Genomic DNA, 24,967 nt, shown 5'->3' with positions numbered 1-24,967 from the left:
GACATCCGCCCATCGCCCGGAGGGAGCACGCCGTGACACGACCGCCGACTGCCGCACAGCGGCGTGTGATCGATGCCGCCGATCCGGTCACCGGGCGGCTGCGGGGCGGTACGGAGACGCAGCTCGCGGCGCTGGTGAAGCGGGGGCTCGTGTTCCGGCATCCGCGGCCGCCGCACGACCACTTCCTGACTCCGGCCGGGCATCGGATACGGGAGACGGTCCCCGAGGAGGCCAAGGCCGAGCCCGCCGTCGACACCGGGGTGTTCGCCGCCCGGATCGGTGGTGAGGAGGAGCCTCCCCAGCCCGGCCCGGCCCGGGTGCGTGAGGTGCACAGTGCCTGGCAGGGGCTGCTGGAGCTGCGCCGGATGACCAACCCGGACGGTGCCACGGACCGGCCCTGCGGCTGGGAGCGCGCGCATCTGGTGCAGGCCGCCGCGCTCGCCCTGGAGGCCGCGGGCCACCGTCCGGCCGGGCCGGACGGCGACGGCTACCGGGTGCGCGCGACCCCGCAGCCGGAGGCGGTCGCCGTGTACCAGCCGGACGCCGAGGGGCTCAGCGGCTGCGCGCGGACCCTGGAGAAGGCGGGCTGGCAGACCGGCGAGCACACCGACGCCCGTACCCGCGCCCGGTATCTGCTGGCTTCCCCGCGGCGGACGTGAGCGGCATGCCAGGATCAGGATCAGTGCACAGCACATCGATGACGAGAAAGAGGTAGTTCGTGAGCGAGCCGTTCTCCGTCCGGATCACCGTCCGCGGATACGAGACCGACGTACAGGGTCACCTCAACCAGAGCGTGTACATCAACTACGCCGAGCACGCCCGCTGGGCACTGCTGGAGGCGGCGGGGATCAGCCAGACGGGCCTGATATCCAAGGGCGTCGGCCCCGTCGCCCTGGAGACGACCATCCGCTACAAGCGGGAGCTCCTGGCCGGCGACGAGGTCGATGTGTCGTGCGCCTTCGAGTGGGGCGGCGGCAAGACGTTCCGGATCGAGCAGACCGTCACCAAGGCGGACGGCACCGTGGCGGCCGAACTCTCCGCGGTCGGTGGGCTGCTGGACCTGACGGCGCGCCGGATGGTGGCGAACCCGCAGGACTACTTCAAGGAGCTGGCGACCGACCCGAGCCTGTTCGGACTCTGAGCCTGCGCCTCCCGGGGCAGGCTCACCGTCACCGTCAGCCCCCCGCCCTCCCGGGGCAGCGCGGACACCTCCCCGTGGTGGGCGTGGGCGATGGCCCGCACGATCGACAGGCCGAGCCCCGCCCCCTTCGCGGTGACCACCCGGTCGGCCCCGAGGCGACGGAACGGCTCGAAGAGAGAGGGCACCTCGTACGGCGGCACCGCCGGCCCGGTGTTGCTGACCTCCAGCTCCACCCGGTCCGCGTCCCGCGCGCGGCTGACCACCCGGACCCAGCCGCCCGCGCCGGAGTTGTGGCGCACTCCGTTCTCCACGAGGTTGTGCACCAGCCGCTCCAGCAGCAGCGCGTCACCGAGCGTGGGCGCCTCGGCGGACTCGTCGTGGACGACGATCCCGGCCCGGCCGGCCTCCGCCGCGCCCTGGTCCACCACATGGGCCACCACATCGGCGAGGTCCACGGGCAGCCGTTCGGCGATCTCGTGCTCCGACCGCGCCAGCAGCAGAAGGCCGCTGATGAGCCGTTCGTGACGGGTGTTGATCTCCAGCAGGTGCTCGCCGAGCTGCCGCACGTCCGGCGACGCGGCAGGCCGGTGCATGGCCACCTCGACGAGGGCGCGGCCCAGCGTCAGGGGCGTGCGCAGTTCGTGCGAGGCGTTGGCGACGAAGCGGCGCTGGCCGTCGAAGGAGCGGTCGAGGCGTTCCACCATCGTGTCGAAGGTGTCGGCGAGGTCCTTGACCTCGTCGTCGGGGCCGCCCAGCGCGATGCGCTCGTGCAGCCCGCGGTCGGCCGCCGGGGCGCCCGCGATCCGGCGCGCGGTGTCGGTGACCCGGTGCAGCGGCGCCAGGACGCGACCGGCGAGCACCCAGCCGAGTGCGGCGGCCGCACACCCCGCGACACCGAGCGCGATACCGCCCTGGGTGAGCAGGGAGGTGGTGGCCTCGTCCCGCCAGTGGTCGCGCTGGTCCTCCATCCACTTCTCCAGGTCGGCGCCGGGAGGCGGGGTGGACAGACCCGGGCCGGCGCCGACCACGGTGCGGCTCTCGCGCGGGGCCTCGCTCGGGGTGGTGGCGGGCTGTCCGGTCGGGCCCGTCCGGGACACCACCTTCGTATTCGCGCCGCCCAGTTGCTGGCCGAGCAGCGCGTATGTGACGCCCAACAGCACGATCCCGCCGACCATGAACAGGCCGCCGTAGGTGAGGGTGAGGCGCGCCCGCAGGGTCGTCCGGCGGGGCAGCAGGCGGAGGCGGGCGCGGCTCATGGGATGCGGTACCCGACGCCGGTCACGGTCTCCACCACCGGTGGATCGCCCAGTTTGCGGCGGAGTTTGAGGACGGCGAGCCGCACCGCGCCGGTGAACGGGTCGGCGTTCTCGTCCCAGGCCTTCTCCAGCAGCTGTTCCGCCGAGACGGCCGCCCCGTCGGCCCGCAGCAGCTCCGCCAGCACCGCGAACTCCTTCTTGGACAGCGGCACATAGCGGCTGCCCCGGAAGACCTCGCCGCGGGCCGGGTCGAGAGTGAGACCGGCCCGGCGCAGCACGGGCGGCGCCGCGGGCCGGGAGCGGCGGCCGAGCGCCAGGACGCGGGCGGCGAGTTCGGGGAAGGCGAAGGGTTTGACGAGGTAGTCGTCGGCGCCGAGGGCGAGACCCCGCACCCGGTCGGTGACGTCGGCGGCCGCGGTCAGCATCAGGACGCGGGCGGCGGACGTCGAGGCCACGAGTTCGCGGCAGACGTCGTCGCCGTGCACGATCGGCAGGTCGCGGTCGAGGACGACCACGTCGTAGTCGACGACGCCGACCCGTTCGAGGGCCGCGGCGCCGTCGTATGCGAGGTCGACCGCATGGGCTTGACCGCGCAGCCACTCGGCGACGGCATCGGCCAGCATCGGTTCGTCCTCGACCACCAGGACCCGCATCCAGGTCACCCTTCTGTCGGCGCTGCGGGAAAGGGTGCCGAAGGGCGCGTTTCCTGGGCGTAAGAACGGGCCGCCCGAGGAGTGGAAACGGTGGGGAAACAGCCCGCCCGGTTCGCTTCGTGCCGGACATCCCGACACGAGGAGAAGACATGATGCGGATGCGGACCGGTGGCGCCGGGGCGGCGCTGCTGCTGACGCTGGCCCTTGCCGTCGCGGGCTGCGGCTCCGGCGACGACGGCACCGACGTGGCCGCCGACGCCGCGGCGAAGGCGAACGCCGAGAACGAGATGGCCGTGAAGTTCGCCGAGTGCCTGCGCGAGCACGGGGTGAACGTGGAGGACCCCGGCGAGGGCGGAGGCATCCACATCACGGGCCGGACGCCGAAGGCGAAGGTCGACGCGGCCATGGAGGCCTGCCGCGAGTACAGCCCGATGCAGCAGGGGGGGAGCGTGGATCCGCAGGCCGAGGAGCGGATGCGGAAGATGGCGCAGTGCATGCGCGACAACGGCGTCGAGGACTTCCCCGACCCGGAGCCGGGCCGGGGCATCCAGCTCGACCGGGGCGTCGCGGAGGACCCCGACTTCGAGGCGGCGCAGAAGGAGTGCGACAAGTACGCGCCCTCGGGCAGCACCCGGTCCACGGAGACCGGCGGCGATGACTGAGGCGACGACCATGACGAACGAGGAGACGCTCACCGGGAAACCGGACCCCGCGGCCGAACCGCGCCGCCCCCGCCGTACCCGGCGCCTGCTGGCGGCACTCGGTGTGCTCGCCGCCGTCGGAGGGGCCGCGGCGGCCGGAGCCGGTCTCCAGGACGGCGCCTCCGGTGAGGAGAAGGACGGCCGGGTTCCGCCCGCCACCGCGGAGGTGACTCGGCAGACGCTCCAGGACAGCCGTACCGAGGACGGCGAGCTGGGCTACGGCACGTCCACGACCGCGACCGGGCGCGCCCCGGGCACGGTCACCTGGTTGCCGGACGCCGACGAGCGGATCACCCGGGGCGAGGCCCTGTACCGCGTGGACGACGAACCGGTGGTGCTGATGTACGGCGCGGTCCCGGCGTACCGGGAGCTGCGGCCGGGCGTCGAGGGACGGGACGTCGAGCAGCTGGAGCGCAACCTCAAGGCCCTGGGCCACGACGGCTTCACGGTCGACGACGTCTACACGGAGGCCACCGCCGACGCCGTACGGCAGTGGCAGGAGGACCTCGGGCTGGCGGAGACCGGCACGGTGACGCCGGACCGGGTGGTGTTCGCGCCGGCCGCCGTCCGGGTGGACGCCCTGGACACGGAGGAGGGCGCCGCCACGGCCCCGGGGCAGAAGGTGCTGTCGTACACGGCCACCGCCCAGGCCGTCACCGTCGAACTCGACACCGCCGACCGGCGGTTGGCCGAGCCGGGGGCGAAGGTGGCCGTGGAGCTGCCGGACGGCACCCGGGTGGACGGCAGGGTCTCCGAGGTCACCACCGAGGTCGATCCGGGCAACGGCGCCGACGAGACGCCCACGACCAGGGTGAAGGTACTGGTCGCCCTGGACGGGGCGAAGGCGCAGAAGGCGGCGGCGTCCTATGTGCTGGCGTCGGTGGACGTGTCGTTCACGGCCGGGGAGCGCAAGGACGTGCTGACGGTTCCGGTCTCGGCGCTGGTGGCGCTGGAGCAGGGCAGGTTCGGCGTGGAGGTGGTCCGCAAGGACGGCAGCACGGCGTATGTCCCGGTGGAGACGGGCCTGTTCGCGAACGGACGGGTGGAGATCAGCGGTGCCGGCATCACGGCGGGTACGACGGTGGGGATGCCCGGATGATCGAGCTGACCGAGGTCACCAAGGTCTATCCGGGCGGGGTCACCGCGCTCGGCGGGGTGTCGCTGACGGTGGCGCGCGGCGAACTGGTCGCCGTGGTCGGCCCGTCGGGGTCCGGCAAGTCGACGATGCTGCACATGCTCGGCACCCTCGACCGGCCCACCTCGGGGCGGGTGCGGATCGACGGGCACGACGCCGGCTCCCTGTCGGACGCGCGGCTTTCGGCGCTGCGGGCGCGGCGGATCGGGTTTGTGTTCCAGCAGTTCCATCTGGCGGCGGGGGCGTCCGCGTTGCGGAACGTGGCCGACGGGCTGCTGTACTCCGGGCTGCGGCCCGCGCAGCGGCGGGCCCGGGCGGCGGCGGCGCTGCGCCGGGTGGGCCTCGGCCACCGGATGCACCACGCGCCGCACGAGCTGTCCGGCGGCGAGCGGCAGCGGGTCGCGGTGGCCCGTGCGGTGGCCGGCGAGCCGCCGCTGCTGCTGGCGGACGAGCCGACGGGTGCGCTGGACTCGGCGTCCGGGGCGGGCGTGATGACGCTGCTGCGGGAGCTGAACGCGGCCGGTACGACGGTGGTGATCATCACGCACGACCAGGAGATCGCGGCGTCCCTGCCACGCCAGGTGCGGATGCGGGACGGCCGGCTCGTGGAGGACTCTCATGTCATGTCGGGAGCGGGCCGATGACCACCACGATCCAGTCGGCCGAGGTGCTGCGCCCGGCACGGCTGCGTCCCGCCGATGTCGTCCGGGTGGGCGCGGTGGGGCTGCGGACCCGCCCGCTGCGGGCGTTCCTGTCGGCGCTGGGCATCGCGATCGGGATCGCCGCGATGGTGGCCGTCGTCGGGATCTCCTCGTCCTCGCGTGCCGATCTGGACCGGGCGCTGGCGGCGCTGGGCACCAATCTGCTCACGGTCTCCCCCGGCAGCACCCTCACCGGCGGGCAGGCCCAACTCCCCTCCACCGCCGAGCGGATGGTCGCCGGGATCGACGGGGTGGAGTCGGTGTCGGCGGTCGGCAAGCTGCCGGACGCGAAGGTGTACCGCAGCGACCGGATACCCGAGGTGCAGACGAACGGTCTCGCGACCTACGCGGCCCGCACCTCGCTGCGTTCCGCCGTCGGGGCCGAACTGGCGGACGGCGCCTGGCTGAACGCGGCGACCGCCCGCTATCCGGCCGTGGTGCTCGGCGCAGCGGCCGCCGACCGGCTGGGGGTCTCGCACGCGGGCGAGGAGACGCGGGTGCTGATCGGGGGCCGCTGGTTCACGGTCGTCGGGATCCTCGAACGGGCGCCGCTGGCACCGGAGTTGGACACGGCGGCGCTGGTCGGCTGGCCGGTGGCCGAGCGGGTGCTGGGCTTCGACGGGCACTCCACGACCGTGTACACCCGCTCGCAGGAGGCGAGCGTGGAGAAGGTGCGTGAGCTGCTCGGGGCCACCGCCAACCCCGAGGCACCGAGCGAGGTCGAGGTGTCACGGCCCTCGGACGCGCTGGCGGCCCAGCGCGCCGCGGGCGAGGCCTTCACCGGGCTGCTGCTCGGGCTGGGGGCGGTGGCGCTGCTGGTCGGCGGGGTGGGCGTGGCCAACACGATGGTGATCTCGGTGCTGGAGCGCCGGGCCGAGATCGGGCTGCGCCGCTCGCTGGGAGCGACGCGCGGGCAGATCCGGGGCCAGTTCCTCGCCGAGTCCCTGCTGTTGTCGGCGCTCGGCGGGGCGGGCGGGGCCGTGCTCGGCCTGGCCGTGACCGCCGGGTACGCCCTGTACCAGGGCTGGCCGACGGCCGTACCGGCCTGGGCCCTGGTGGGCGGGGTGGCGGCCACGCTGGTGATCGGCGGACTGGCCGGGCTCTACCCGGCGATCCGGGCGGCCCGGCTGTCACCGACGGAGGCGCTGGCGACTCCGTGAGCGGTGCGGGCGGTCTGCGCGTCGACGAGTTCCGGCTCGTGTGCGATGTCGTGGGCCGCCCGCGCCTCGGCGGTGCCGCGGACCGCTAAGCGCTCCGCTGGAGCTGCGGTGACGGGTCGACGTTCGGCTGCGGCGCCGTCGTGGCCGGTCGCGCAGTTCCCCGCGCCCCTGGAGGGCATTGCCGAACCGCAGTGGACTTCACCAGGTCCGCTCAGGCCCGCCAGATCGTCACATCCGTCAGCAGGAAGCTGATGCCGGGGGTGTCCCACATGGCCGTCGACTTCTCCTGGACCACCATCAGGGCGATGTCCCCCGAGTCGTGCTTGATGCAGATCTCGCTGCCCTTCGCCACCGCGGCCAGGGAGAGTTCGTGGCTGTCGGCGCCGCTGAGCTGGAGGCGGCAGGAGTCGAGGCTGCCACCCTCGTCGACGAGCTGCAGGGTGAACACGCTGGTGTCGCTCTCCAGCCGGCAGCCGACGGTCTTGCAGACGAACGTGATGTCCTTCGTGGGGTTGTCGATCTCGTGCGGATCCCCGAAATCCATGGGGATGTCCTCGTTCAGCATCACCAGCGGGTACGCCTCGGGGCCCGGCTTCGCGGTCGCGGACGGGGCCGACAACTCCGCCGCGCCGCCTTCGGTACCGGCTGCCGAAGAGGACGACGAGGATGTCGTCGAGGAATCCGACGGCGTCGAGGACGCGGCCGTGTTCCGGTCGCCGTCCTTCGCGTCCGCCGACTGTCTCGCCGTCCACACCAGCCCCGCCACCACCAGCGCCCCCGCCGTCACCGCCGCGGCCGTCGTCAGCGCCGTACGACGCCCGCGCGGTCGCCGCTGCGGCGGCTGCGGTCGGGTCGCGATCAACGGCAGCGTGTGGACGGGGGTGGGGTCGGGAACCGGGCCCGGGACCACGACCTCCGGCCCGGTGACCTCACGCCAGACGGCCGGTCCCCCGGTGCCCGCGCCCAGCCGCTGCCGGCACCAGTCGACGATCTCCGCCAGCCCTGCCCGCTCCGCCGGATCGGCGGCCAGGCAGCGCTCCATCAGCGGACGGAGCTGCTCGGGCAGCCGGGACAGGTCGGGCTCGTCGTGGACGATCCGGTACAGCACGCCGACCGCGGAGCCCTCGCCGTACAGGGGCTCGCCGAGGGCCGCGTAGGCCGCGGTCTGGCCCAGGGCGAAGACGTCGGTCGCCGTCGTGATCTCGCCCGCGGAGGCCTGCTCGGGGGCCATGAAATGGGGTGTGCCGACGGTGGAGCCCGTGGCGGTGTGCGAGGTGATGCCGGAGGCCAGCGAGATACCGAAGTCGATCACGCGGGGGCCGTCGGCCGCCAGCAGGACGTTCGACGGCTTGAGGTCGCGGTGCACGATGCCCGCGTCGTGGACGGCCTGGAGCGCCTCGGCGACCCCGGCCACCAGCCACAGCACCGCGGGCACCGGCAGCGGTCCGCGCCGGGCGACGGCGTCCGCCAGGGACGGGCCGGGCACGTACAGCGTGGCCAGCCAGGGCGGTACGCCCTCCACGTCGGCGTCGATCAGTTCGGCGGTGTACGCGCCGCGGACCCGGCGCGCCGCCTCCACCTCGCGGCGGAACCGGCGGCGGAAGGCCGGGTCCTCGGCCAGTTCCGGCCGTACGACCTTGATGGCCACCGGTCGGCCGCCCTGCGTGTGGGACAGATAGACCCGGCCCATGCCGCCGGCGCCGAGCCGTGCGGCGAGGCGGTAGCCGGCCACTACGGGCGGATCGTCCACCTGAAGCGGCTGGAACGCCTCGGTCGCGTGGTTCATCGGCCCGCCTCCCCCTAATCCCCTGAACCTCTGGCCAACGATGAGTCGGCCGAGGCAGAAGCCTAAGCGGAATTCCAGGTGCGAGAAGCCCCGGCCACCTGGGATGCTCCTCGTCCATGGCCGTCAGACGTATCAGACCCAGCCTCTACATCTCCGTCGACATCGAGGCCGACGGCCCGATCCCGGGCCCGTACTCCCTTCTCAGCCTCGGCGCCGCGGTCGCCGGGCGGCAGGACGCCGACGGGTTCACACCGCACGCCCCGGAGCGGCAGACCTTCTACTGCGAACTCCGGCCCATCAGCGAGGACTTCGTGCCGGAGGCGCTCGCGGTCAGTGGGCTCGACCGTGAGCGCCTCGGCAGGGAGGGCCTCGACCCGGCGGTCGCGCTCGCCCGGTTCAGCCGTTGGGTGCGGGAGGTGAGCGGCGACGCGCAGCCGGTGATGTGTGGCTATCCGGCGTCGTACGACTGGACCTTTCTGTACTGGTATCTGATCCGGTTCACCGGGGCCAGTCCGTTCGGGCACTCCGGGTGCCTCGACATGAAGACCCTCTACGCGACCAAGGCCGGCCTGCCGCTGCGCTCGGTCGGCAAGCGCACGATGCCGCGTGAGCTGCTTCCGCGGCGCCCGCACACACACCACGCCCTGGACGACGCGATCGAACAGGCCGAGCTGTTCGCCAACCTCATGGCGTGGCCGGGGCCGGCTTCGTCACCCCGCTGATCTCCTCGCCCGCCTCCATCGGGTGCGTCACGTCCTGGGCGTCGCGATCCCGGCCCAGGTGGTTGAAGACGAGGTTCAGCAGGACCGCCACCACGCAGCCCGTGGAGATGCCGGAGTCCAGGACGATCCGGGCCGTCTCCGGGAAGGCGTGGTAGAACTCCGGGGCGGAGATCGGGATGATGCCGACGGCCAGCGAGACGGCCAGGATCAGGACGTTGTTGTCCTTGTCCAGGCCGGCCCGGACCAGGGTCTGGATGCCGCTGGCCGCGACCGAGCCGAACAGGACCACACCCGCGCCGCCGAGCACCGGGCGCGGTACGACGGCGATCAGCGAGGCGGCCATCGGGCACAGGCCCATCAGGACGAGGAAGCCGCCACCGGTGGCGACGACATAGCGGCTGCGGATCTTCGTCATCGCGACCAGGCCGATGTTCTGGGCGAAGGCGCTGCACATGAAGCCGTTGAAGAGCGGGCTGATCGCCGAGCCGAGCGTGTCCGCGCGCAGGCCCGCCGCGATCGTCTTCTCGTCCGCCGGGCGGTCCACTATCTCGCCCAACGCCAGCATGTCCGCGGTCGATTCGGTCATCGAGACCACCATCACGACGACCATCGAGACGATCGCGGCGATCTGGAACTGCGGTGCGCCGAAGTGGAACGGGGTCGGGAAGCCGATGACGTCCGCGTCGGCGACGGGCCCGAAGTCCGTGACGCCGAAGGGGATGGCGACGAGGGTGCCCGCGACGAGGCCGAGCAGCACGGCGATCTGCTTGACGAAGCCTCGGGTGAAGCGGCGCAGCAGGAGGACGATCACGAGGGTCGCCGCGGCCAGGCCCAGGTTGGTGCCCGAACCGTAGTCGTCGCCCGCGGGGTTGGGGCCTTGTGCCCAGCCGAATGCCACCGGCAGGAGCGAGACACCGATCAGCGTGATCACCGTGCCGGTGACCACCGGCGGGAAGAAGCGGACCATCTTGCTGAAGAACGGGGCCGCTATGAACCCCAGGACGCCCGCGACGATCACCGCGCCGAAGATGATCGGCAGTGCGTCGGACTTGTCGTCGGTGGAGGCGACGATGGCGGTCATCGGGGCGACGCCGGCGAAGGTGACGCCGTTGACGAACGGCAGGCGGGCGCCGATGTTCCAGATGCCGAGGGTCTGGAGGAAGGTGGCGAGGCCCGCGGTGAACAGGCAGGCGCCGGTGAGGAAGGTCAGTTCGGTTGCGGTCAGGCCAATGGCCGCGCCGACGATCAGGGGTGGGGCGACGACGCCCGCGTACATGGCGGCCACATGCTGCAGGCCGGTGGTCGCCATTTTGAGGGCGGGGAGTTTTTCGTCGACGGGGTGGGCGGACACGGGCGGCTCCTCCGGTCGGTTAACAGCACGTCGGCTCTGACGTGGGTTTCAAGGAGGTGATGCGCGGTCGTGCGGGACCGTTTGGGGAGGGGACGGTAGACCGTTCCGGGGCGCACACGTCCGCGCACGCCCCGGAGACGGCCGCCATGGACCCCGCTCGGGTCCACGGCCACCGGTCGAGAGCCGTCCCTCTCGGCCGGAGATCTTCAACTGGTCAGCTCTGGGCGGCGATCCGCGCCAGGCGCTGGGCCTGCTCCCGGGTGGAGCGGGCGATGGCGTCCTCGTCGACGTGGAGCAGTCGGTTGTCCTCCACGATCTGCTTGCCGTTGACGAAGGAGGCGGTGACCGGGGCGGCCGCGCCGAAGACCAGCGCGGTCACCGGGTCGGCGATCGAGGCGTGGGCCAGGGTGTCCAGCTTCCACAGCACCAGGTCGGCGAGCTTGCCCGGCTCCAGGGAGCCGATCTCGGCGGCGCGGCCGAGGACCTGGGCGCCGCCGTAGGTGCCCAGGCGCAGCGCCTGGCGGGCGTTCAGGGCCGCTTCCCGGTGTGCGCCGAGGCGGTTGATGAGGAGCGCGTTGCGCAGCTCGGTGTGGAGTTCGCCGGACTCGTTGGACGCGGTGCCGTCGACGCCGAGGCCCACGGGCACGCCGGCGGCGAGCATGTCGGGGACACGGGCGATGCCGGCCGCGAGGCGGGCGTTCGACGAGGGGCAGTGGGCGACGCCGGTCTTCGTGCGGGCGAAGGCGGCGATGTCGGAGTCGTTCATGTGGACGCAGTGCGCCATCCACACGTCCTCGCCGAGCCAGCCGGTGGACTCGAAGTAGTCGGTCGGGCCCATGCCGAACAGCTCGTGGCAGAACTTCTCCTCCTCGACCGTCTCCGAGCCGTGGGTGTGCAGCCGTACGCCGAGGCTGCGCGCCAACTCGGCGCCCTGGCGCAGGAGTTCGGTGGAGACGGAGAAGGGGGAGCAGGGCGCGACGGCGACCTGGGTCATCGCGTCGAAGGAGGCGTCGTGGTGCTCCTTGACGGTGGCCTCGGTGGCGGCGAGGGCGCCGTCCAGGGTCTCGACGGCGAAGTCCGGGGGCAGGCCGCCGTCCTTCTCGCTGCGGTCCATGGAGCCGCGGGCGAGGGTGAAGCGGACGCCCATCTCGCGGGCGGCGCGGATGATCGAGCCGGACAGGTCGCCGGAGCCGTGCGGGAAGACGTAGTGGTGGTCCATCGCGGTGGTGACACCGCCGCGGGCCATCATGCCCAGGGAGCCCTGTGCGGCCGAGTACGTCATCTGCTCGTCGATGCGCGCCCAGGTCGGGTACAGCGCGACGAGCCAGTTGAAGAGGTTGTGGTCGGTGGCCAGACCGCGGGTGATCCACTGGTAGAAGTGGTGGTGCGTGTTGACCAGGCCGGGTGTCACGAGGTGGCCGGTGGCGTCGATGCGGCGTACCACGTTCTCCAGGCCCTCGGGGGCCTTGCCCGCGCCGAGCGACTCGATGCGGTTGCCGGCGATGACGACATGACCGTTCGCGTGCTCGGTGTCGTTCGCGTCGACCGTCGCGATCGAACAGTTCTCGATGACGATGCGCTCGACTGCTGCCATGATTCGTCCTTTTCGCTCTGTGGAGAGGGCACGGCAGGACCCTGGGAGATTTGAGTACCGCGGCCGACGACGAAGTCGGCCGGCCGCGGGTGCCGATATGGGGAATTACTACAGGTTCGTGAGGTCCACCGGGATCTTCGGCTCGCAGCCGTCCCGCAGGATGGTCGCCTCGATCAGGCCGTAGGGCCGGTCGGCGGCGAAGTAGACCTCATTGTCGTTCTTCAGCCCGAACGGCTCCAGGTCCACCAGGAAGTGGTGCTTGTTCGGGAGGGAGAAGCGGACCTCGTCGATCTCGCTGCGGTTGTTGATGATGCGCGAACCCATCTGGTACAGGGTCTGCTGGAGCGAGAGCGAGTACGTCTCGGCGAAGGCCTGGAGCATGTGCTTCTTCGTCTGCTCGTAGGACTTCTCCCAGTTGGGCATCTTCTGCTCGTCGTCGGTCCAGTTGAACCGCCAGCGGCCGGAGACCTGGGTCGCGAGGATCCGGTCGTACGCCTCCTGGAGCGTCGTGTACTTGTCCTTGACGTAGCCCCAGAACTCGGAGTTGGTCGAGTTCATCACGACGAGGTCCTTGAGGCCGGAGATGACCTCCCACGACGAACCGTCGTAGGTGATCTGGGTGACCCGCGTCTCCTGGCCCTTGCGGACGAAGGAGTGCTTGACCTCGTCCGCGCCGATGAACTGGGAGTTGGCGTCGGAGGCCTCGATCCGCTCCCAGCTGTACTCCTCGATGCGGATACGGGCCTGGTGGATCGGCTCCTGCGAGGTCACGAAGTGCCGGGCCAGGTGGATGCCGAACTGCTCGGCGGACTCGATGCCGTGTTCCTTGGCGAACGCGTACACCGTGTTCTTGGTGGTGTCGGTCGGCAGGACGTGGGCGTTGGAGCCGGAGTAGTGGACCTCGTCCATGTCGCCGCTCAGCGCCACGGATACGTTCAGGTCCTTGATGTGGTGGGTGGCGCCGTCCCGCGTGATCTTTACGACTCGGTTCTCGGCCTTGCCGTACTGGTTCTGTCCCAGGATCGTGGGCATGTGTCTGCTAGCTCCCTCGGTATACGGAGTAGCCGAACGGGTTGAGCAGCAGCGGTACGTGGTAGTGCTCGCCCGGCACGACGGCGAACGTGATCGCCACCTCCGGGAAGAACACGGCCGGTCCGCTGTCCCGATTCGCGGGGGCGTCCTGCTGCGCATCGGCTTGCTTCTTCTCGAAATACGTCTCGACGGCGAAGTCGAGCCGTACGTGGGTGGTCCCCTCCGGCAGGGCCGGGAGGTCCTTGCACCGGCCGTCCGCGTCGGTCGCGGAGCCGCCGAGCGCCTGCCAGTCCGCGCCCCGGCCGCTGCGGGCCGAGAGCTCGATGGCGACGCCCTCGGCGGGGCGGCCGACGCTGGTGTCCAGGATGTGCGTGGACACGGAAGCGGTGGTGCTGGTGCTCATGGTGTCAGGCTTCCTCTTCGACGAGTCGGGCCAGGCGGATACGGTTGATCTTGCCCAGCTCGGTGCGGACGATCTCGCGTTCCTGCTCCGGCGAGTTGCCGATCCGTTCCTTGACGGCGTCACGCATCTGCTCGCCGGTCCGGCCGGTGGCGCAGATGAGGAAGACGTGGCCGAACTTGTCCTGGTAGGCCAGGTTCAGTTCGAGCATCTCCGCCTTGAGGTCCTCCGAGGCGCCGGCCATGCCGCGCTGTTCGCGGGCCGAGGTCGGGTCGCCGGGCTTGGGACGGCCGATCGGCGGGTGGCCGGCCATCGCCTCTTCGAGGTCCACGGTGGTCAGCTCGGCCATGGCGGCGTCACTGGCGGTATAGAGGGCCTCGACGGTGGGGTAGGGGCGGGCTGCGAGGAGCCGCTCGCCCCACGCCCGGGAGGCACACGCCTCGTGGAGCGCGACGAGCGCCGCGTGCTCCTCCAGGGCGTTGAACCGGACCAGGCCCGGCGTGGATGTGGACGTCACGGGAGCCTCCGTGGCCTTGTGCTGAACGGGCTGCGGATAGCTAACGCCCTCCGCGAGACCACGTCAACACTTTGTTGAAAATTCCGGGTAACGAAACCCTGCGGCTGCCCCGCGAAACCCGGCGCCCCCTGACTCCTCAGGCCTCCTTGTCGCGGTTCAGGTAGTTGTAGACGGTGAAGCGGCTGACGCCGAGGGCGCCCGCCACGGTCTCCACCCCGTGCCGCACGGAGAAGGCGCCGCGCGCCTCAAGTATCCGTACGACCTCCTGCTTGGACTTGCGGTCCAGCTCGGCCAGCGGCTTGCCCCGCTTGCGCTCCATGGCGGCCAGGATGTGGTCGAGGGAGTCCGCGAGCTGCGGCAGGCGGACGGCGACGACGTCGGAGCCCTCCCAGGCGAGCACGACGTCGTCGGGACCGGCCTCGTCGGGCGGGACGATCTCGCCGCCGATGGCGTCGACCAGCGGCTTGACGGCCGCGATGAAGGAATGGCCTCCGGTACCGGTCACGCCTCGCCCTCCCCGATCACGTTGACCTGGAGGGAGACCCGGGTCGCGCCGGCCTCCAGGGCCTTGCGCAGCAGGGCGTCCACGGCGGTGAGCACGGCGTCGGCCCCGCCCTCCGCGGTGTTGCCGAACGGACCGACGTCCACCGCGTCCAGCTCCGCCGCCTCGACGACCTCACGGGCCACCAGCGCGTGCGCGGGGGCCTCGTCGAGGTCGAAGGGCTCGGTCGTGAATTCCACTCTCAGTCGCACGCGCCCAACCTACGCGCCGCACGGAGGTTCCGGCAGCCCCGGTTTCTACGGCCGCCCTGCCGGGAGCGCGGCCCGGCTCTCCGGTTGCGGCAGTCGGGCGGACGGGCGGGCGTCGGCCATGCGTCGCTCCGGGCCGCGGCGCCGTAGGACGAGGTACGCGCAGAACGCGGCCGGGCCGAAGAAGATCTGCGCGGGCACGATCTGCGGGAGGTGGCCGGTGAGCGCCTCGACGGTGACGGGGGTCAGCGTCGGGGCGAGCGCGCCGAACACGGCGACGAGCCCGAGGGCCGTGGTCAGCCCCTGGCGTCCGTACGCCTTGTAGGCCACGGTGGTGAACAGCGCGTACACCAGCAGGTCGCCCATGCCGACGACGGCGCCGTAGTCGCCGACGCGGAGCCCCGCCGAGGGGGCGAAGGCGTAGCCCTGCACCGCGTCGAACAGCTTCTGGGTGAGGGGTACGACGGTGGCGAAGAACAGGTCGTAGACGGCGAGCGCCAGCGCGAAGCGGGAGACGTGGCGCAGTTTGAGGCCGCCCTGGGCGTTGAGGTTGGCGGCGCCGACGGCCATCAGCATGATGACGGTGCTGTTCACGATCCAGTACGGCAGCGCGTGGCCGGGGTCGTCCTCGGCGCTGCGCGCGGCAAGCCAGTCGGCGGTCAGCAGGCCGACGATGAGCGCCCAGCGCAGCGATCCCCGGCGGACGACCGGTCCGTATCCGACGGCGAGGCCGCCGGCCAGGGTCAGTCCCAGGACGAACGGCAGCAGCCAGCCCGGCAGGGAGAGATACAGGAAGGGCAAGGCGACGACGAAGCCCATCATGACGAACATGTCGTTGCCGTTGAACACGCCCACGGGCGGCCGGGACACGGTGATCCGCCGGAAGTAGGCGACCGAGGCGAGGGAGACGCCCAGCGCGACGGCGAGGGTGACGAGGACGAAGAAGGCGCTCTGTGCGGCGGTCATGCGGACCGCCCGGCGGAGGCGAAGCTGTTCTCGACCAGGTCGCAGCGGTAGCGCCGCAGCTCGTGTCCTTCTCCGGGTACGACGTCGACGGTGGCGTCCAGGCCGGCCTCGGCGAAGTGGGATGCGATGTCGCCCGCCTCCGGTACGGAGGCGGCGGCCACCTGGACGTGCAGCCGTCCGTCCACGACGTCGGCGCGGTGGCGTACGGGCCAGTGCGCGCCGGGCAGCGCGTCGAGGACCTCGATGATCTCGCGCGGGGTCACCGGGCCGTCCTGGGTGCGCAGCACATGGTCCGCCTTTCCGAGAATCTGCGAGGTCGCCGGCACGTTCGCCATCTCGCAGGTGAGGGGCGTGTCGGGCAGCCGCCGTACCAGGTCGCGGGTGTCGTAGCGGAAGAGCGGCATGCACTCGCGGTACGGGAAGAAGGGGGTGGCGACGATGGTGCCGAGCGCTCCGGGCGCGGCCGGTGCCCCGGTGTCGAGGTCGCACACCTCGACGAGGCCGACGCCCGCGTCGATGTGCAGGTGGCGCTCCCGGCAGATCGCGCCCGCCACGGGGGTCACCTCGGTCATGCCGTAGCCGTCGTGGACGGGGGCGCCGAAGGTCTTCTCGGCGGCGTCGGCGAGGGCGGGCGAGAGCACTTCGCTGCCGACGTTGATGCGGCGCAGCCGGAAGTCGGCGGGGCCGAGTCCCTGTTCGCGGGCGAGGTGGACGAGCTGCCCCAGGTAGCTGGGGTAGGTGACCATCAGGGTCGGCGCCGACGCGCCGGTGCCGGCCATGAGGTCCAGCGTCTCGGCCGGGGGCACCAGGCCCACCATGCGGATCGCGGCCCCAGCAAGGCGGGCGACCTGCATCTCGGCGTACGCCGTGCCGGTGGCCCGGGAGCTGATGTTGAACTGGACCAGGTCGGTGGTGCGGACGGTGCCGCGCACCACCTGGGAGAGGGCGACGAGCGCGGGCCAGAGGCGTTCCTCGTAGCGGGAGTACCAGACCTCGGTGGGCCGGCCGGTCGTCCCGGTGGTCCGGGAGGCGAGGAAGGGTTCGCCGCACAGGAAGTCGCGGGGCCGCTCGACCAGGTCGGCCTTGGTGGTGACCGGTACGGCGGTGACGTTCTCGACGGTCAGCGCGGCCGGGTCGACGCCCGCTGCCGCGAAGTGGTCGGCGTAGAAACGGGACTTGGCCGCGAGGCGTTTCGCGGTGCGCCGCAGGGCCTTGTTCGTGAGGTCGGCGCGCATCTGCGGGTCGGCGGCGGCGCCGCGCAGCAGTTGCTCGACGTCCTCACCGGGTGAGCCGAACTCGGCGAGTGTCGCGAGCGCGTCGGCGACGAGTCCTTCGACGGACTTCACGTTGATCGGACGGCCGAGCACCATGGCCAGCGCCATCCTGAACTGCCGTATCCCCGCGTCGAGCATGGTTCCTCCCCCGCCTGTCCCCGCCCCGAGCGATGCCGGGGTGGGCAGCCGTGACCGCCCACCCCGTCCCTGTGTCAGCTGGGGCAGTTGACGAACAGCACCGCGGCCAGGGAACCCATGACGTGCTTCGTGTGCTTGAGCGTGGAAACGATCGTGGACATACGAAAACCCCCTTGCATCGTTCACAGTTGGACCTCCGCCGATCGGTGGAGGCAGGCCGATCTTCAAATGGCGCAATGTCTTCTGTCAAGGATCAGCCGGACAATCAAGCTTCCGCCGTCAAACATCGAACTGCCTTGTTTTTCCTGCGAGTTCGCGTCACGACAGGAAGCGGAACCAAGCCATGACCACCCGCGCCGACACCGCTCCCCGACCGCCCCGGACCGCGCCCTGCGTCCCCTCCGGCCGTCGTAGTCCAATCCCGGACCATCGCGATCATCTGGCTTGTTGCCGCGTCTTCCGCTTCCGGGAGACAGCCGGCCCAGGAGCGCTTCCACGCCTCGTCGGCGACGACCGGTTCACCCGCCCACCGGTCGGCGCCACTCCAACCGGAACCGGAACCCGGCCCGTCGCCCGGCGAGGCAACGGGTCGGTCACCCCGAGCAAAGCTTTGGCTTCTGCTTGTGGCCAAGTGCCGCGACGGACCCGGCCCTGCCCGCCGTAGAGCAGTCGACAGGCAGTCCGCAGGGAGGGGTCGCGCAGTGGCAGGGCACAAGATGATCAGAGGGGCCAGGGGTACGGCGGCTGCGGTCGTCGCGATGGCCGCGCTCACCGCGTCACAGGCACCGGGGGCGGTGCCGGTGCGGGCCGCAGTACCCGCCGGGGCGGCCGTGGGGCGCGGGCCGAGCGTGACCGGGGACGCAACGTTCCGGACGGATCTGCCTCCGCTTCGGGCGCGGAAGGCCGGGTCGGCGGCGGCGGGCGGCGCGGTGCCGGCGAGCGTGTTCGCCGCCTACCGGGGGGCCGAGGCGCGGCTCGCCGGCTCCGCGCCCGGCTGCCGGCTGCGGTGGCAGCTGCTGGCCGCCATCGGCCAGGTGGAATCCGGGCAGGCGGGCGGCGGCCGGGTGGACGCGCAAGGCAGAACGCTGACGCCGATCCGCGGCCCCCGGCTGGACGGCGTCCGCTTCGCGCTCATCCGGGACACCGACAGCGGCGCGTACGACGGGGACACGGCGTACGACCGCGCGGTCGGGCCGATGCAGTTCATCCCCTCGACCTGGGCGTCCTGGGGCGCGGACGGCAACGGCGACGGGCGATCCGACCCGCACAACGTGTACGACGCCGCGCTCGCCGCCGGCCGCTACCTTTGCGCGGGCGGCCGCGACCTGTCCGTGCCGGGCGACCTGGACGCGGCGATCCTCGGCTACAACCACTCCAGGGTGTATCTGCGGACGGTACGGGCGTGGTTCGCGTACTTCCTGGAGGGGCATCGGGTGGTGCCGGACGCCGTGACGGCGGGCGGCGCGGGCCCGGAACCCGGGCCGTCGTCCCGGCCGGTGCGGCAGGAGCCGGCGTCCACGCCCAGTGCGCGCCCGACAAGAAGGGCATCGCCCACGCCGTCCCCGTCCTCATCCACGCCACAGCCGACGCGCAGCGCCCCGCCCACGTCCGCCCAGCCCCTGGTCCCCCTGCCCGACACCGCCGACGTGCTGCCCAGTACGCCCCCGCTGCCCGGCAACGATGAGAACTCGATGCTCACCGCCCCCTCCACAACCGCGGCTACCGGACGGTAATCTCGCCCCCCGCCGGGCGCACGTGACCGGCGGGTGAGCGCGAAGGGGCCCTCATGGCGATGGACATGCCCGCGGAGATACAGGCTGCCCACGACCGGTGGGAACGCATGTGGAGCCACCGGGAGCAGCTGCTCAAGGTGGCCCGCCGCAGGTCGATGTCCATGGAGGACGCCGAGGACGCCGTGCACGAGGCAATGCTGCGCGCCGCCGAGCGCCCCGACCTGGACGACGAGCGGCTGGCCGCCTGGCTGACGACGGTGACGATCCGGCTGTGCGTGGACCGATACCGGCAGGTCAACCGCGAGGCCGAGGTCCGCACCAGCCCGACCCTGGTCGCCCCCGGCCCGGTGCCCGTCGAGGAGGCGGTGTGCGACCGGGCCGAGGCCAGGTGGCTGGCGGTGCGCAGCGGCGAGCTGCCCGCGCGCCAGGCGGAGGCGCTGCGGCTGAAGTCCGAGGACCTGGACGTCGGCCAGGTCGCCGTGCGCATGGGCCTGAGCTACCGGACGGTCGAGTCGCTGTTGGCCCGGGCCCGTCGCACCCTGCGCAACTCGCTGGCCGGCACGCTCGGGCTCCTGGCGTTCCTGTGGGGCCGGGCCAGGCCGCGCGGGGCCTCGCAGGCGCAGGCCGTGGCCCTGGCGTCCACGGCGGCGACGCTGGCGGTGGCCGGGTTCGTCCTGCCGTACGCCCACGACGGGTCCGGGCAGGGTACGACCCCCCGGACCTCCGTCTCCCCGGTCCCGGAGGCATGGCAGCGGCCGGACACCGAGGGCCGGGCGGCATCCCCGGACCCACGCGGTCGTACGGCCGCCCCGGCGCCCGGCGCCACGCAGGCCCCCCGGACCCCGGCCGACCGCCCGCTGCTGCCGCTGGCGGTGCCGCCCGTACCGGAGGTTCCTGAGGTTCCGCTCGCCTCGGGTCCGGAACTCCCCACGCCCGAGGTCCCCGCGGTGCCGGACCTGCCTGACCTGCCCGGCGTCCCCACGGCCCCGGACGTACGGGACCTTCCGCTCACCGTGCCGAGCCTTCCGACGGCGCCGACCGCTTCCGACGCCCCCACGGCTCCGCTGCCGTAATCCCGTCCGCAACCAGTCCCCGCCCGGCCCGACAACGCCCCGGACCTCCGCCCATCCTCCGGTCCGCAAAAAAAAGTCGCCCCCGCCGCGACGGACGCCCCTCCCCTCCCCGTAGAGCAGATGTCAGAGCTGCTCCAGGGGCTGAAGGGTGGACCGGATGGGTGTCGAGATCTGTGTGGAGGGGCTGACCAAGTCCTTCGGGCACCAGGTCATCTGGCAGGACGTCTCGCTGACGCTGCCCGCCGGGGAGGTCTCGGTCATGCTCGGCCCCTCGGGCACGGGCAAGTCGGTGTTCCTCAAGACCCTCGTCGGCCTGCTGAAGCCGGAGCGCGGCTCGATCACGATCCAGGGCCGGGACATCACGAAGCTGCGCGAGCACGACCTGTACGAGGTGCGGAAGCTGTTCGGCGTGCTGTTCCAGGACGGCGCGCTGTTCGGCTCGATGAACCTGTACGACAACATCGCCTTCCCGCTGCGCGAGCACACCCGTAAGTCCGAGAGCGAGATCCGGCGCATCGTGCTGGAGAAGATGGACATGGTCGGGCTGATCGGCGCCGAGGGGAAGCTGCCCGGCGAGATCTCCGGCGGGATGCGGAAGCGGGCGGGGCTGGCCCGGGCCCTCGTGCTCGACCCGGAGATCATCCTCTTCGACGAACCGGACTCGGGCCTGGACCCGGTCCGCGTCGCCTACCTCAACCAGCTCATCGTCGACCTCAACGCACAGATCGACGCCACCTTCCTGATCGTCACCCACGACATCGCCTCGGCCCGCCAAGTGCCGGACAACATCGGGCTGTTGTTCCGCCGCGAGCTGGTGATGTTCGGGCCGCGCGAGGAACTCCTGAGCAGCGACGAGCCCGTCGTACGGCAGTTCCTGAACGGCCGGATGCAGGGGCCGATCGGCATGGCGGAGGAGAAGGACGCCGCCCAGGTCGAGCAGGAGCTGGCCCAGATCGGCGAGACCGGCGGCCCTCAGCAGCTCACTCCCCGGCTGCTGCCCGGCCCCGGCATCTCCCGGCCGCCCCGCTGGCAGGCCATCGCGGAGCGGGAGAAGGCGGTGGCCGGCGCATGAGCCTCAACCCCGTGGGCGCCCTGCGCCATTCCGGCAGCCTCTTCGCGATGGCCCTGGACGTCGTCCGGACGCTGCCCCGACGGCCGTTCCAGGTGCGGGAGTTCATCCAGCAGGCGTGGTTCATCGCCAGTGTCACGATCCTGCCGACCGCCCTTGTCTCCATCCCCTTCGGGGCCGTCATCGCCCTCCAGATCGGCAGCCTGACCCGGCAGCTCGGCGCCCAGTCGTTCTCCGGCGCGGCCTCCGTGCTCGCGGTGCTGCGCGAGGCCTCGCCCATCGTCACGGCGCTGCTGATCGCGGGCGCCGGCGGCACGGCGATCTGCGCGGACCTCGGGGCGCGGAAGATCCGCGAGGAGATCGACGCGATGCAGGTGCTGGGCATCGACCCGATCCACCGTCTGGTCGTGCCCCGGGTGCTGGCCTCGATGGTGGTGGCGGTGCTGCTCAACGGCCTGGTGTCGGTGGTCGGGGTGGCGGGCGGCTACTTCTTCAACGTCGTTCTCCAGGACGGCACTCCGGGCGCCTATCTCGCCTCCTTCACCACGCTCGCCCAGCTGTCCGACCTGTGGGCGGCCGAGATCAAGGCGCTGGTGTTCGGCGCCGTCTCCGCGATCGTCGCCTCGTACAAGGGACTGACCGCGAAGGGCGGCCCGAAGGGTGTGGGCGACGCGGTGAACCAGTCGGTGGTGATCACCTTCATGTTGCTGTTCGTGACCAACTTCGTGATGACCGCGGTGTATTTCCAGGTCGTCCCGCCGAGGGGCTGAGGCATGGCACTCCTGAAGAGCCTGGAAGAGCTGGGCTCCCAACTCGCCTTCTACGGCCGCTCGCTGGCCTGGACCGGCCGCACCGTGCGCCGCTACAAGAAGGAGATCCTGCGGCTGCTGGCCGAGGTCAGCTTCGGCCGGGGCGCGCTCGCCGTGGTGGGCGGCACGGTCGGCGTGATCGCCTTCCTGTCGTTCTTCACCGGCACGGAGGTGGGCCTCCAGGGCTACGCCGCGCTCAACCAGCTCGGCACGTCCAACTTCGTGGCGTTCCTGTCGGCGTACTTCAACACCCGGGAGATCGCCCCGCTGGTGGCCGGGCTCGCGCTGTCGGCGACGGTCGGCGCGGGGTTCACCGCGCAGCTCGGTGCGATGCGGATCAGCGAGGAGACCGACGCGCTCGAAGTCATGGGCGTGCCCTCGCTGCCGTTCCTGGTGACGACGCGGATGATCGCCGGTTTCGTCGCCGTGATCCCGCTGTACGTGGTCGGGCTGCTGTCCTCGTACTTCGCCGCCCGCACCATCACCACCGGCTACTACGGGCAGTCGGCGGGCACCTACGACCACTACTTCCAGCAGTACCTGCCCCCGGTCGACGTGCTGTGGTCCTTCGGCAAGGTGCTCGTCTTCGCCGTCGTGATCATCCTCGTGCACTGCTTCCACGGCTACTACGCGAGCGGCGGCCCGGCGGGCGTCGGCGTCGCGGTGGGACGGGCCGTGCGGACCTCAATCGTGGCGATCAACGTTCTCGACTTCTTCCTGTCGTTGGCGATCTGGGGCGCCAACACGACCGTACGGATAGCGGGGTGAGCCGGATGAGGGTGCTGAGGCTGCGGTTGTACGGCGTGGTGTTCCTCGCCGTGCTCGCGCTGCTGCTGTCGCTGTCCGTGGCGGTCTACCGGCAGGCGTTCACGCCGGTCGTGCGGATCACGCTGGAGGCCGACAGCCTGGGCAGCCAGCTCGACCGGCGGGCCGACGTCAAGCTGCGCGGGCTGCTGGTCGGCGAGGTGCGCGGGGTGCGCGCGGACGGCACGAAGGCGACGCTCGACATCGCGCTGAAGCCGGAGCACGTCGCGTACATCCCGGCCGACGTGCACGCACGGCTGCTGCCCAAGACGCTGTTCGGCGAGAAGTACGTCGACCTGGTCGTGCCGTCCGGCTCGTCCGCGCGGCCGATCCGCGCCGGGGACGTGATCACCCAGGACCGCACCCGCGTCGGCATCGAGCTCCAGCAGCTGATGAACGACCTGCTGCCGCTGCTGCGGACCGTCCGGCCCGGCGAACTCAACGCCACGCTCTCCGCGTTCGCCACCGCCCTCGAAGGGCGTGGCGACCGGATCGGCGACAACCTCACGCGCGTGGAGGCCTATCTGCGCGAGCTCAACCCGCATCTGCCGTCTCTGAAGGCGGACATCGCGCGGTTCGCCGACGTCGCCGAGATGTACGGCGACGCGGCACCCGACCTGCTGCGGATCCTGCGCAACACCGTGACCACCAGCCGCACCCTTGTGGAGAAGAAGGAACAGTTGGCCGCAGTCCTCGCCTCGACCACGACCACCGCCCGCACGGCGGACGACTTCCTCGCCGCGAACGGCGACCGCCTGATCACCCTGGGCCGGGTCTCGCGCCCCACGCTGGAGCTGTTCGCCCGCTACTCCCCCGAGTACCCGTGCCTGCTGGAAGGCCTGGTCCGGCAGGAGAAGGCCTCCGAGGAGGCGTTCCGGGGCGGGAAGATGCGCATCACCCTCGAAGTCGTACGACACCGCCCGGCCTACGAGCCCGGTGAGGAGCCCCGCTACGGCGAGCGGTCGGGGCCGAACTGCCGGGGCCTGCCCCACCCGAGCGTGCCCGCACCGCACACCGAGCTCGACGACGGGACGTCGGACGTGTCCGGCACCCGGGCCGAGCAGCGTGCCGTCGGCTCGCTGGTGGCGCCCGTGCTGGGCGTGCCCGCCGACGAGGTGCCGCCGGTGGCGACGCTGCTGTTCGGGCCGCTGGCACGCGGGACGGCGGTGAGTGTGGCATGAGGCAGACCGCCGCTCCCCTCATCAAGTTCTGTCTCTTCGCGCTGGTGACGATCCTGGCGACGGCCCTGCTGGCCGCCACGATCGTGAACCTCTCCTTCACGCCGACCGACACCTACCGCGCGGTGTTCAGCGATGTCACCGGCCTTCAGGAGGGCGACGACATCCGGGTGGCCGGGGTGCGCGTCGGCGAGGTCGAGGGCATCCGGATCAAGGACCGGACCCGGGCCGAGGTCACCTTCACCGTGACCGAGGAACGCCCGCTGCTGACCGGCACCGGCGCGGTCATCCGCTACCGCAACCTCGTCGGGCAGCGGTACGTCGCCCTGACCGAGGGCGCGGGCGACGGCACCCGGCTGCGGCCCGGCGCCACGATCCCGCTGTCGCGGACGCGGCCCGCGCTGGACCTCAACGCGCTGCTGAACGGCTTCAAGCCGCTGTTCGCCGCGCTCAGCCCCAAGGACGTCAACCAGCTCGCCACCGAGATCATCAAGACGTTCCAGGGCGAGGGCGGCACGGTCAACAGCCTGCTGACGCACACGGCGTCCCTCACCACCACCCTGGCCGGCCGGGACGAGCTGATCGGCTCCGTGATCGACAACCTCAACACCGTGCTGGGGACGCTCGACAAGCGCGGCGCCCGGTTCTCCGGACTGCTGAAGCAGCTGCGCCGGGTGGTCTCGGGGCTGTCCGCCGACCGCAGGCCCATCGGGGAGTCGCTGGTGAACATCGGCGACCTGACGGAGGCGACCTCGGGGCTGCTCGCGGACGCCCGCCCGCCGCTCAAGGACGACATCGCCGAGCTGACCGAGCTCACCGGAACGCTGAACAGGAACGAGAAGACCGTGGAGGGCGTGCTGAAGCGGCTGCCGGACAAACTGACCGAGCTGACCGGGACGGCGTCCTACGGCTCCTGGTTCAACTTCTACCTCTGCGACTTCGACGGCCGGATCGTGCTGCCGAGGAGCCAGGAAACCATCACTCCCGAGCTGCACGTCGCGAGGGCGAGGTGCGCCGGATGATC

At 71.7% G+C, this 24,967-nt stretch carries 26 protein-coding genes; 14 read left to right on the top strand and 12 right to left on the bottom strand.

From position 1 onward, the window contains the following. The first annotated feature begins 32 nt into the window (after positions 1–32). Both AB0Q90_RS30230 and AB0Q90_RS30225 read left to right on the top strand, forming a co-directional pair. Entirely contained in the window at positions 33–659 is a 627-nt protein-coding gene (locus AB0Q90_RS30230; RefSeq protein ID WP_363158492.1) for a hypothetical protein, read from the top strand. A gap of 59 nt (positions 660–718) precedes the next feature. Then, positions 719–1,141, top strand: coding sequence for an acyl-CoA thioesterase (locus tag AB0Q90_RS30225; protein WP_363158493.1), 423 nt, complete (start codon positions 719–721; stop codon positions 1,139–1,141). On the opposite strand, the gene AB0Q90_RS30220 is transcribed toward AB0Q90_RS30225, so the two are convergent. Beyond that, complete coding sequence (locus tag AB0Q90_RS30220; protein ID WP_363158494.1) at positions 1,096–2,397, bottom strand: HAMP domain-containing sensor histidine kinase; 1,302 nt, start codon at positions 2,395–2,397, stop codon at positions 1,096–1,098. The genes AB0Q90_RS30225 and AB0Q90_RS30220 overlap by 46 nt on opposite strands. Further along, a complete protein-coding gene (locus AB0Q90_RS30215) occupies positions 2,394–3,050 on the bottom strand; it encodes a response regulator transcription factor (RefSeq protein ID WP_363158495.1) in 657 nt (218 codons plus the stop codon). The genes AB0Q90_RS30220 and AB0Q90_RS30215 overlap by 4 nt, the downstream gene beginning before the upstream one ends. A gap of 149 nt (positions 3,051–3,199) precedes the next feature. On the opposite strand from AB0Q90_RS30215, the gene AB0Q90_RS30210 reads away from it, so the two are divergent. Genes AB0Q90_RS30210 through AB0Q90_RS30195 form a run of 4 tightly spaced genes read left to right on the top strand, consistent with a single transcriptional unit; the run spans position 3,200 to position 6,747 of the window. After that, complete coding sequence (locus AB0Q90_RS30210) at positions 3,200–3,712, top strand: hypothetical protein (RefSeq protein ID WP_363158496.1); 513 nt, start codon at positions 3,200–3,202, stop codon at positions 3,710–3,712. Beyond that, on the top strand, positions 3,705–4,850 hold the full coding sequence (locus AB0Q90_RS30205; protein ID WP_363158497.1) for a peptidoglycan-binding protein: 1,146 nt from the start codon (positions 3,705–3,707) through the stop codon (positions 4,848–4,850). The genes AB0Q90_RS30210 and AB0Q90_RS30205 overlap by 8 nt, the downstream gene beginning before the upstream one ends. Next, positions 4,847–5,530, top strand: coding sequence for an ABC transporter ATP-binding protein (locus tag AB0Q90_RS30200; RefSeq protein ID WP_363158499.1), 684 nt, complete (start codon positions 4,847–4,849; stop codon positions 5,528–5,530). Before AB0Q90_RS30205 ends, AB0Q90_RS30200 begins: the two co-directional genes overlap by 4 nt. Beyond that, positions 5,527–6,747, top strand: a complete 1,221-nt coding sequence (locus AB0Q90_RS30195; protein ID WP_363158500.1) for an ABC transporter permease — start codon at positions 5,527–5,529, stop codon at positions 6,745–6,747. The genes AB0Q90_RS30200 and AB0Q90_RS30195 overlap by 4 nt, the downstream gene beginning before the upstream one ends. Positions 6,748–6,958: 211 nt before the next feature. Here the strand turns inward: AB0Q90_RS30195 and AB0Q90_RS30190 are convergent, their stop codons facing one another. Beyond that, the gene (locus AB0Q90_RS30190) at positions 6,959–8,533 is read right to left on the bottom strand and encodes a serine/threonine-protein kinase (RefSeq protein ID WP_363158501.1); all 1,575 of its coding nucleotides are present in this window, start codon (positions 8,531–8,533) and stop codon (positions 6,959–6,961) included. A gap of 116 nt (positions 8,534–8,649) precedes the next feature. Here AB0Q90_RS30190 and AB0Q90_RS30185 point away from each other — a divergent pair, with 116 nt between their 5' ends. After that, positions 8,650–9,255, top strand: a complete 606-nt coding sequence (locus AB0Q90_RS30185; protein ID WP_363158502.1) for an exonuclease — start codon at positions 8,650–8,652, stop codon at positions 9,253–9,255. Here AB0Q90_RS30185 and AB0Q90_RS30180 read toward each other — a convergent pair. From AB0Q90_RS30180 to AB0Q90_RS30140, 9 genes are all read right to left on the bottom strand, one after another. After that, the gene (locus AB0Q90_RS30180; protein WP_363158503.1) at positions 9,218–10,606 is read right to left on the bottom strand and encodes a nucleobase:cation symporter-2 family protein; all 1,389 of its coding nucleotides are present in this window, start codon (positions 10,604–10,606) and stop codon (positions 9,218–9,220) included. The two genes, AB0Q90_RS30185 and AB0Q90_RS30180, sit on opposite strands and share 38 nt — an antisense overlap. 214 nt (positions 10,607–10,820) lie before the next feature. Further along, on the bottom strand, positions 10,821–12,200 hold the full coding sequence (locus tag AB0Q90_RS30175; protein WP_363158504.1) for an 8-oxoguanine deaminase: 1,380 nt from the start codon (positions 12,198–12,200) through the stop codon (positions 10,821–10,823). Positions 12,201–12,308: 108 nt separating this feature from the next. Then, complete coding sequence (gene pucL, locus AB0Q90_RS30170; RefSeq protein WP_363158505.1) at positions 12,309–13,232, bottom strand: factor-independent urate hydroxylase; 924 nt, start codon at positions 13,230–13,232, stop codon at positions 12,309–12,311. Between the two features lie 7 nt (positions 13,233–13,239). Continuing rightward, positions 13,240–13,635, bottom strand: a complete 396-nt coding sequence (uraH, locus tag AB0Q90_RS30165) for a hydroxyisourate hydrolase (protein WP_363158506.1) — start codon at positions 13,633–13,635, stop codon at positions 13,240–13,242. A gap of 4 nt (positions 13,636–13,639) precedes the next feature. Next, positions 13,640–14,149 carry a 2-oxo-4-hydroxy-4-carboxy-5-ureidoimidazoline decarboxylase gene (gene uraD / locus AB0Q90_RS30160; protein ID WP_363158507.1) on the bottom strand — a complete coding sequence of 170 codons (510 nt, stop codon included), beginning with the start codon at positions 14,147–14,149 and terminating at the stop codon, positions 13,640–13,642. A gap of 136 nt (positions 14,150–14,285) precedes the next feature. Then, positions 14,286–14,654, bottom strand: coding sequence for a helix-turn-helix domain-containing protein (locus AB0Q90_RS30155; RefSeq protein WP_363158508.1), 369 nt, complete (start codon positions 14,652–14,654; stop codon positions 14,286–14,288). Further along, positions 14,651–14,902 carry a hypothetical protein gene (locus AB0Q90_RS30150; RefSeq protein WP_363158509.1) on the bottom strand — a complete coding sequence of 84 codons (252 nt, stop codon included), beginning with the start codon at positions 14,900–14,902 and terminating at the stop codon, positions 14,651–14,653. Before AB0Q90_RS30150 ends, AB0Q90_RS30155 begins: the two co-directional genes overlap by 4 nt. 45 nt (positions 14,903–14,947) lie before the next feature. After that, positions 14,948–15,865 carry a hypothetical protein gene (locus tag AB0Q90_RS30145; protein WP_363158510.1) on the bottom strand — a complete coding sequence of 306 codons (918 nt, stop codon included), beginning with the start codon at positions 15,863–15,865 and terminating at the stop codon, positions 14,948–14,950. Next, entirely contained in the window at positions 15,862–17,277 is a 1,416-nt protein-coding gene (locus AB0Q90_RS30140; protein WP_363158511.1) for an AMP-binding protein, read from the bottom strand. The genes AB0Q90_RS30145 and AB0Q90_RS30140 overlap by 4 nt, the downstream gene beginning before the upstream one ends. Positions 17,278–18,035: 758 nt before the next feature. Here AB0Q90_RS30140 and AB0Q90_RS30135 point away from each other — a divergent pair. The 7 genes from AB0Q90_RS30135 to AB0Q90_RS30105 all read left to right on the top strand — a co-directional run bounded on the left by AB0Q90_RS30135 (position 18,036) and on the right by AB0Q90_RS30105 (position 24,965). Further along, positions 18,036–19,010 carry a lytic murein transglycosylase gene (locus tag AB0Q90_RS30135; protein ID WP_363158696.1) on the top strand — a complete coding sequence of 325 codons (975 nt, stop codon included), beginning with the start codon at positions 18,036–18,038 and terminating at the stop codon, positions 19,008–19,010. Between the two features lie 53 nt (positions 19,011–19,063). Beyond that, complete coding sequence (locus tag AB0Q90_RS30130; RefSeq protein ID WP_363158512.1) at positions 19,064–20,083, top strand: sigma-70 family RNA polymerase sigma factor; 1,020 nt, start codon at positions 19,064–19,066, stop codon at positions 20,081–20,083. Positions 20,084–20,240: 157 nt separating this feature from the next. Beyond that, positions 20,241–21,155: an ABC transporter ATP-binding protein gene (locus AB0Q90_RS30125; protein ID WP_363158513.1), complete on the top strand. Its 915-nt coding sequence runs from the start codon at positions 20,241–20,243 to the stop codon at positions 21,153–21,155. Then, positions 21,152–21,922 (top strand): ABC transporter permease, encoded by a 771-nt coding sequence (locus tag AB0Q90_RS30120; protein WP_363158514.1) that lies wholly within the window; start codon positions 21,152–21,154, stop codon positions 21,920–21,922. Before AB0Q90_RS30125 ends, AB0Q90_RS30120 begins: the two co-directional genes overlap by 4 nt. Before the next feature lie 3 nt (positions 21,923–21,925). After that, a complete protein-coding gene (locus AB0Q90_RS30115) occupies positions 21,926–22,729 on the top strand; it encodes an ABC transporter permease (protein ID WP_363158515.1) in 804 nt (267 codons plus the stop codon). A gap of 5 nt (positions 22,730–22,734) precedes the next feature. Next, the gene (locus AB0Q90_RS30110; RefSeq protein WP_363158516.1) at positions 22,735–23,946 is read left to right on the top strand and encodes an MCE family protein; all 1,212 of its coding nucleotides are present in this window, start codon (positions 22,735–22,737) and stop codon (positions 23,944–23,946) included. Further along, a complete protein-coding gene (locus AB0Q90_RS30105; protein WP_363158517.1) occupies positions 23,943–24,965 on the top strand; it encodes an MlaD family protein in 1,023 nt (340 codons plus the stop codon). The genes AB0Q90_RS30110 and AB0Q90_RS30105 overlap by 4 nt, the downstream gene beginning before the upstream one ends. Positions 24,966–24,967 lie beyond the last annotated feature (2 nt).

Source organism: Streptomyces sp. NPDC079141, from assembly GCF_040686775.1.
Taxonomy (GTDB): Bacteria; Actinomycetota; Actinomycetes; order Streptomycetales; family Streptomycetaceae; genus Streptomyces.
Note: the sequence above shows the minus strand (reverse complement) of the source record. Positions and strands in the feature narration are given on the sequence as shown.

Excerpts from the sequence above, each read along its gene's own strand:
- AB0Q90_RS30220 (WP_363158494.1), bottom strand. The coding sequence starts at position 2,397 with ATGAGCCGCGCCCGCCTCCGCCTGCTGCCCCGCCGGACGACCCTGCGG.
- AB0Q90_RS30215 (WP_363158495.1), bottom strand. The coding sequence starts at position 3,050 with ATGCGGGTCCTGGTGGTCGAGGACGAACCGATGCTGGCCGATGCCGTC.
- AB0Q90_RS30210 (WP_363158496.1), top strand. The coding sequence starts at position 3,200 with ATGATGCGGATGCGGACCGGTGGCGCCGGGGCGGCGCTGCTGCTGACG.
- AB0Q90_RS30205 (WP_363158497.1), top strand. The coding sequence starts at position 3,705 with ATGACTGAGGCGACGACCATGACGAACGAGGAGACGCTCACCGGGAAA.
- AB0Q90_RS30200 (WP_363158499.1), top strand. The coding sequence starts at position 4,847 with ATGATCGAGCTGACCGAGGTCACCAAGGTCTATCCGGGCGGGGTCACC.
- AB0Q90_RS30195 (WP_363158500.1), top strand. The coding sequence starts at position 5,527 with ATGACCACCACGATCCAGTCGGCCGAGGTGCTGCGCCCGGCACGGCTG.
- AB0Q90_RS30190 (WP_363158501.1), bottom strand. The coding sequence starts at position 8,533 with ATGAACCACGCGACCGAGGCGTTCCAGCCGCTTCAGGTGGACGATCCG.
- AB0Q90_RS30185 (WP_363158502.1), top strand. The coding sequence starts at position 8,650 with ATGGCCGTCAGACGTATCAGACCCAGCCTCTACATCTCCGTCGACATC.
- AB0Q90_RS30175 (WP_363158504.1), bottom strand. The coding sequence starts at position 12,200 with ATGGCAGCAGTCGAGCGCATCGTCATCGAGAACTGTTCGATCGCGACG.
- pucL (WP_363158505.1), bottom strand. The coding sequence starts at position 13,232 with ATGCCCACGATCCTGGGACAGAACCAGTACGGCAAGGCCGAGAACCGA.
- uraH (WP_363158506.1), bottom strand. The coding sequence starts at position 13,635 with ATGAGCACCAGCACCACCGCTTCCGTGTCCACGCACATCCTGGACACC.
- AB0Q90_RS30145 (WP_363158510.1), bottom strand. The coding sequence starts at position 15,865 with ATGACCGCCGCACAGAGCGCCTTCTTCGTCCTCGTCACCCTCGCCGTC.
- AB0Q90_RS30140 (WP_363158511.1), bottom strand. The coding sequence starts at position 17,277 with ATGCTCGACGCGGGGATACGGCAGTTCAGGATGGCGCTGGCCATGGTG.
- AB0Q90_RS30135 (WP_363158696.1), top strand. The coding sequence starts at position 18,036 with ATGGCCGCGCTCACCGCGTCACAGGCACCGGGGGCGGTGCCGGTGCGG.
- AB0Q90_RS30130 (WP_363158512.1), top strand. The coding sequence starts at position 19,064 with ATGGCGATGGACATGCCCGCGGAGATACAGGCTGCCCACGACCGGTGG.
- AB0Q90_RS30125 (WP_363158513.1), top strand. The coding sequence starts at position 20,241 with ATGGGTGTCGAGATCTGTGTGGAGGGGCTGACCAAGTCCTTCGGGCAC.
- AB0Q90_RS30120 (WP_363158514.1), top strand. The coding sequence starts at position 21,152 with ATGAGCCTCAACCCCGTGGGCGCCCTGCGCCATTCCGGCAGCCTCTTC.
- AB0Q90_RS30115 (WP_363158515.1), top strand. The coding sequence starts at position 21,926 with ATGGCACTCCTGAAGAGCCTGGAAGAGCTGGGCTCCCAACTCGCCTTC.
- AB0Q90_RS30110 (WP_363158516.1), top strand. The coding sequence starts at position 22,735 with ATGAGGGTGCTGAGGCTGCGGTTGTACGGCGTGGTGTTCCTCGCCGTG.
- AB0Q90_RS30105 (WP_363158517.1), top strand. The coding sequence starts at position 23,943 with ATGAGGCAGACCGCCGCTCCCCTCATCAAGTTCTGTCTCTTCGCGCTG.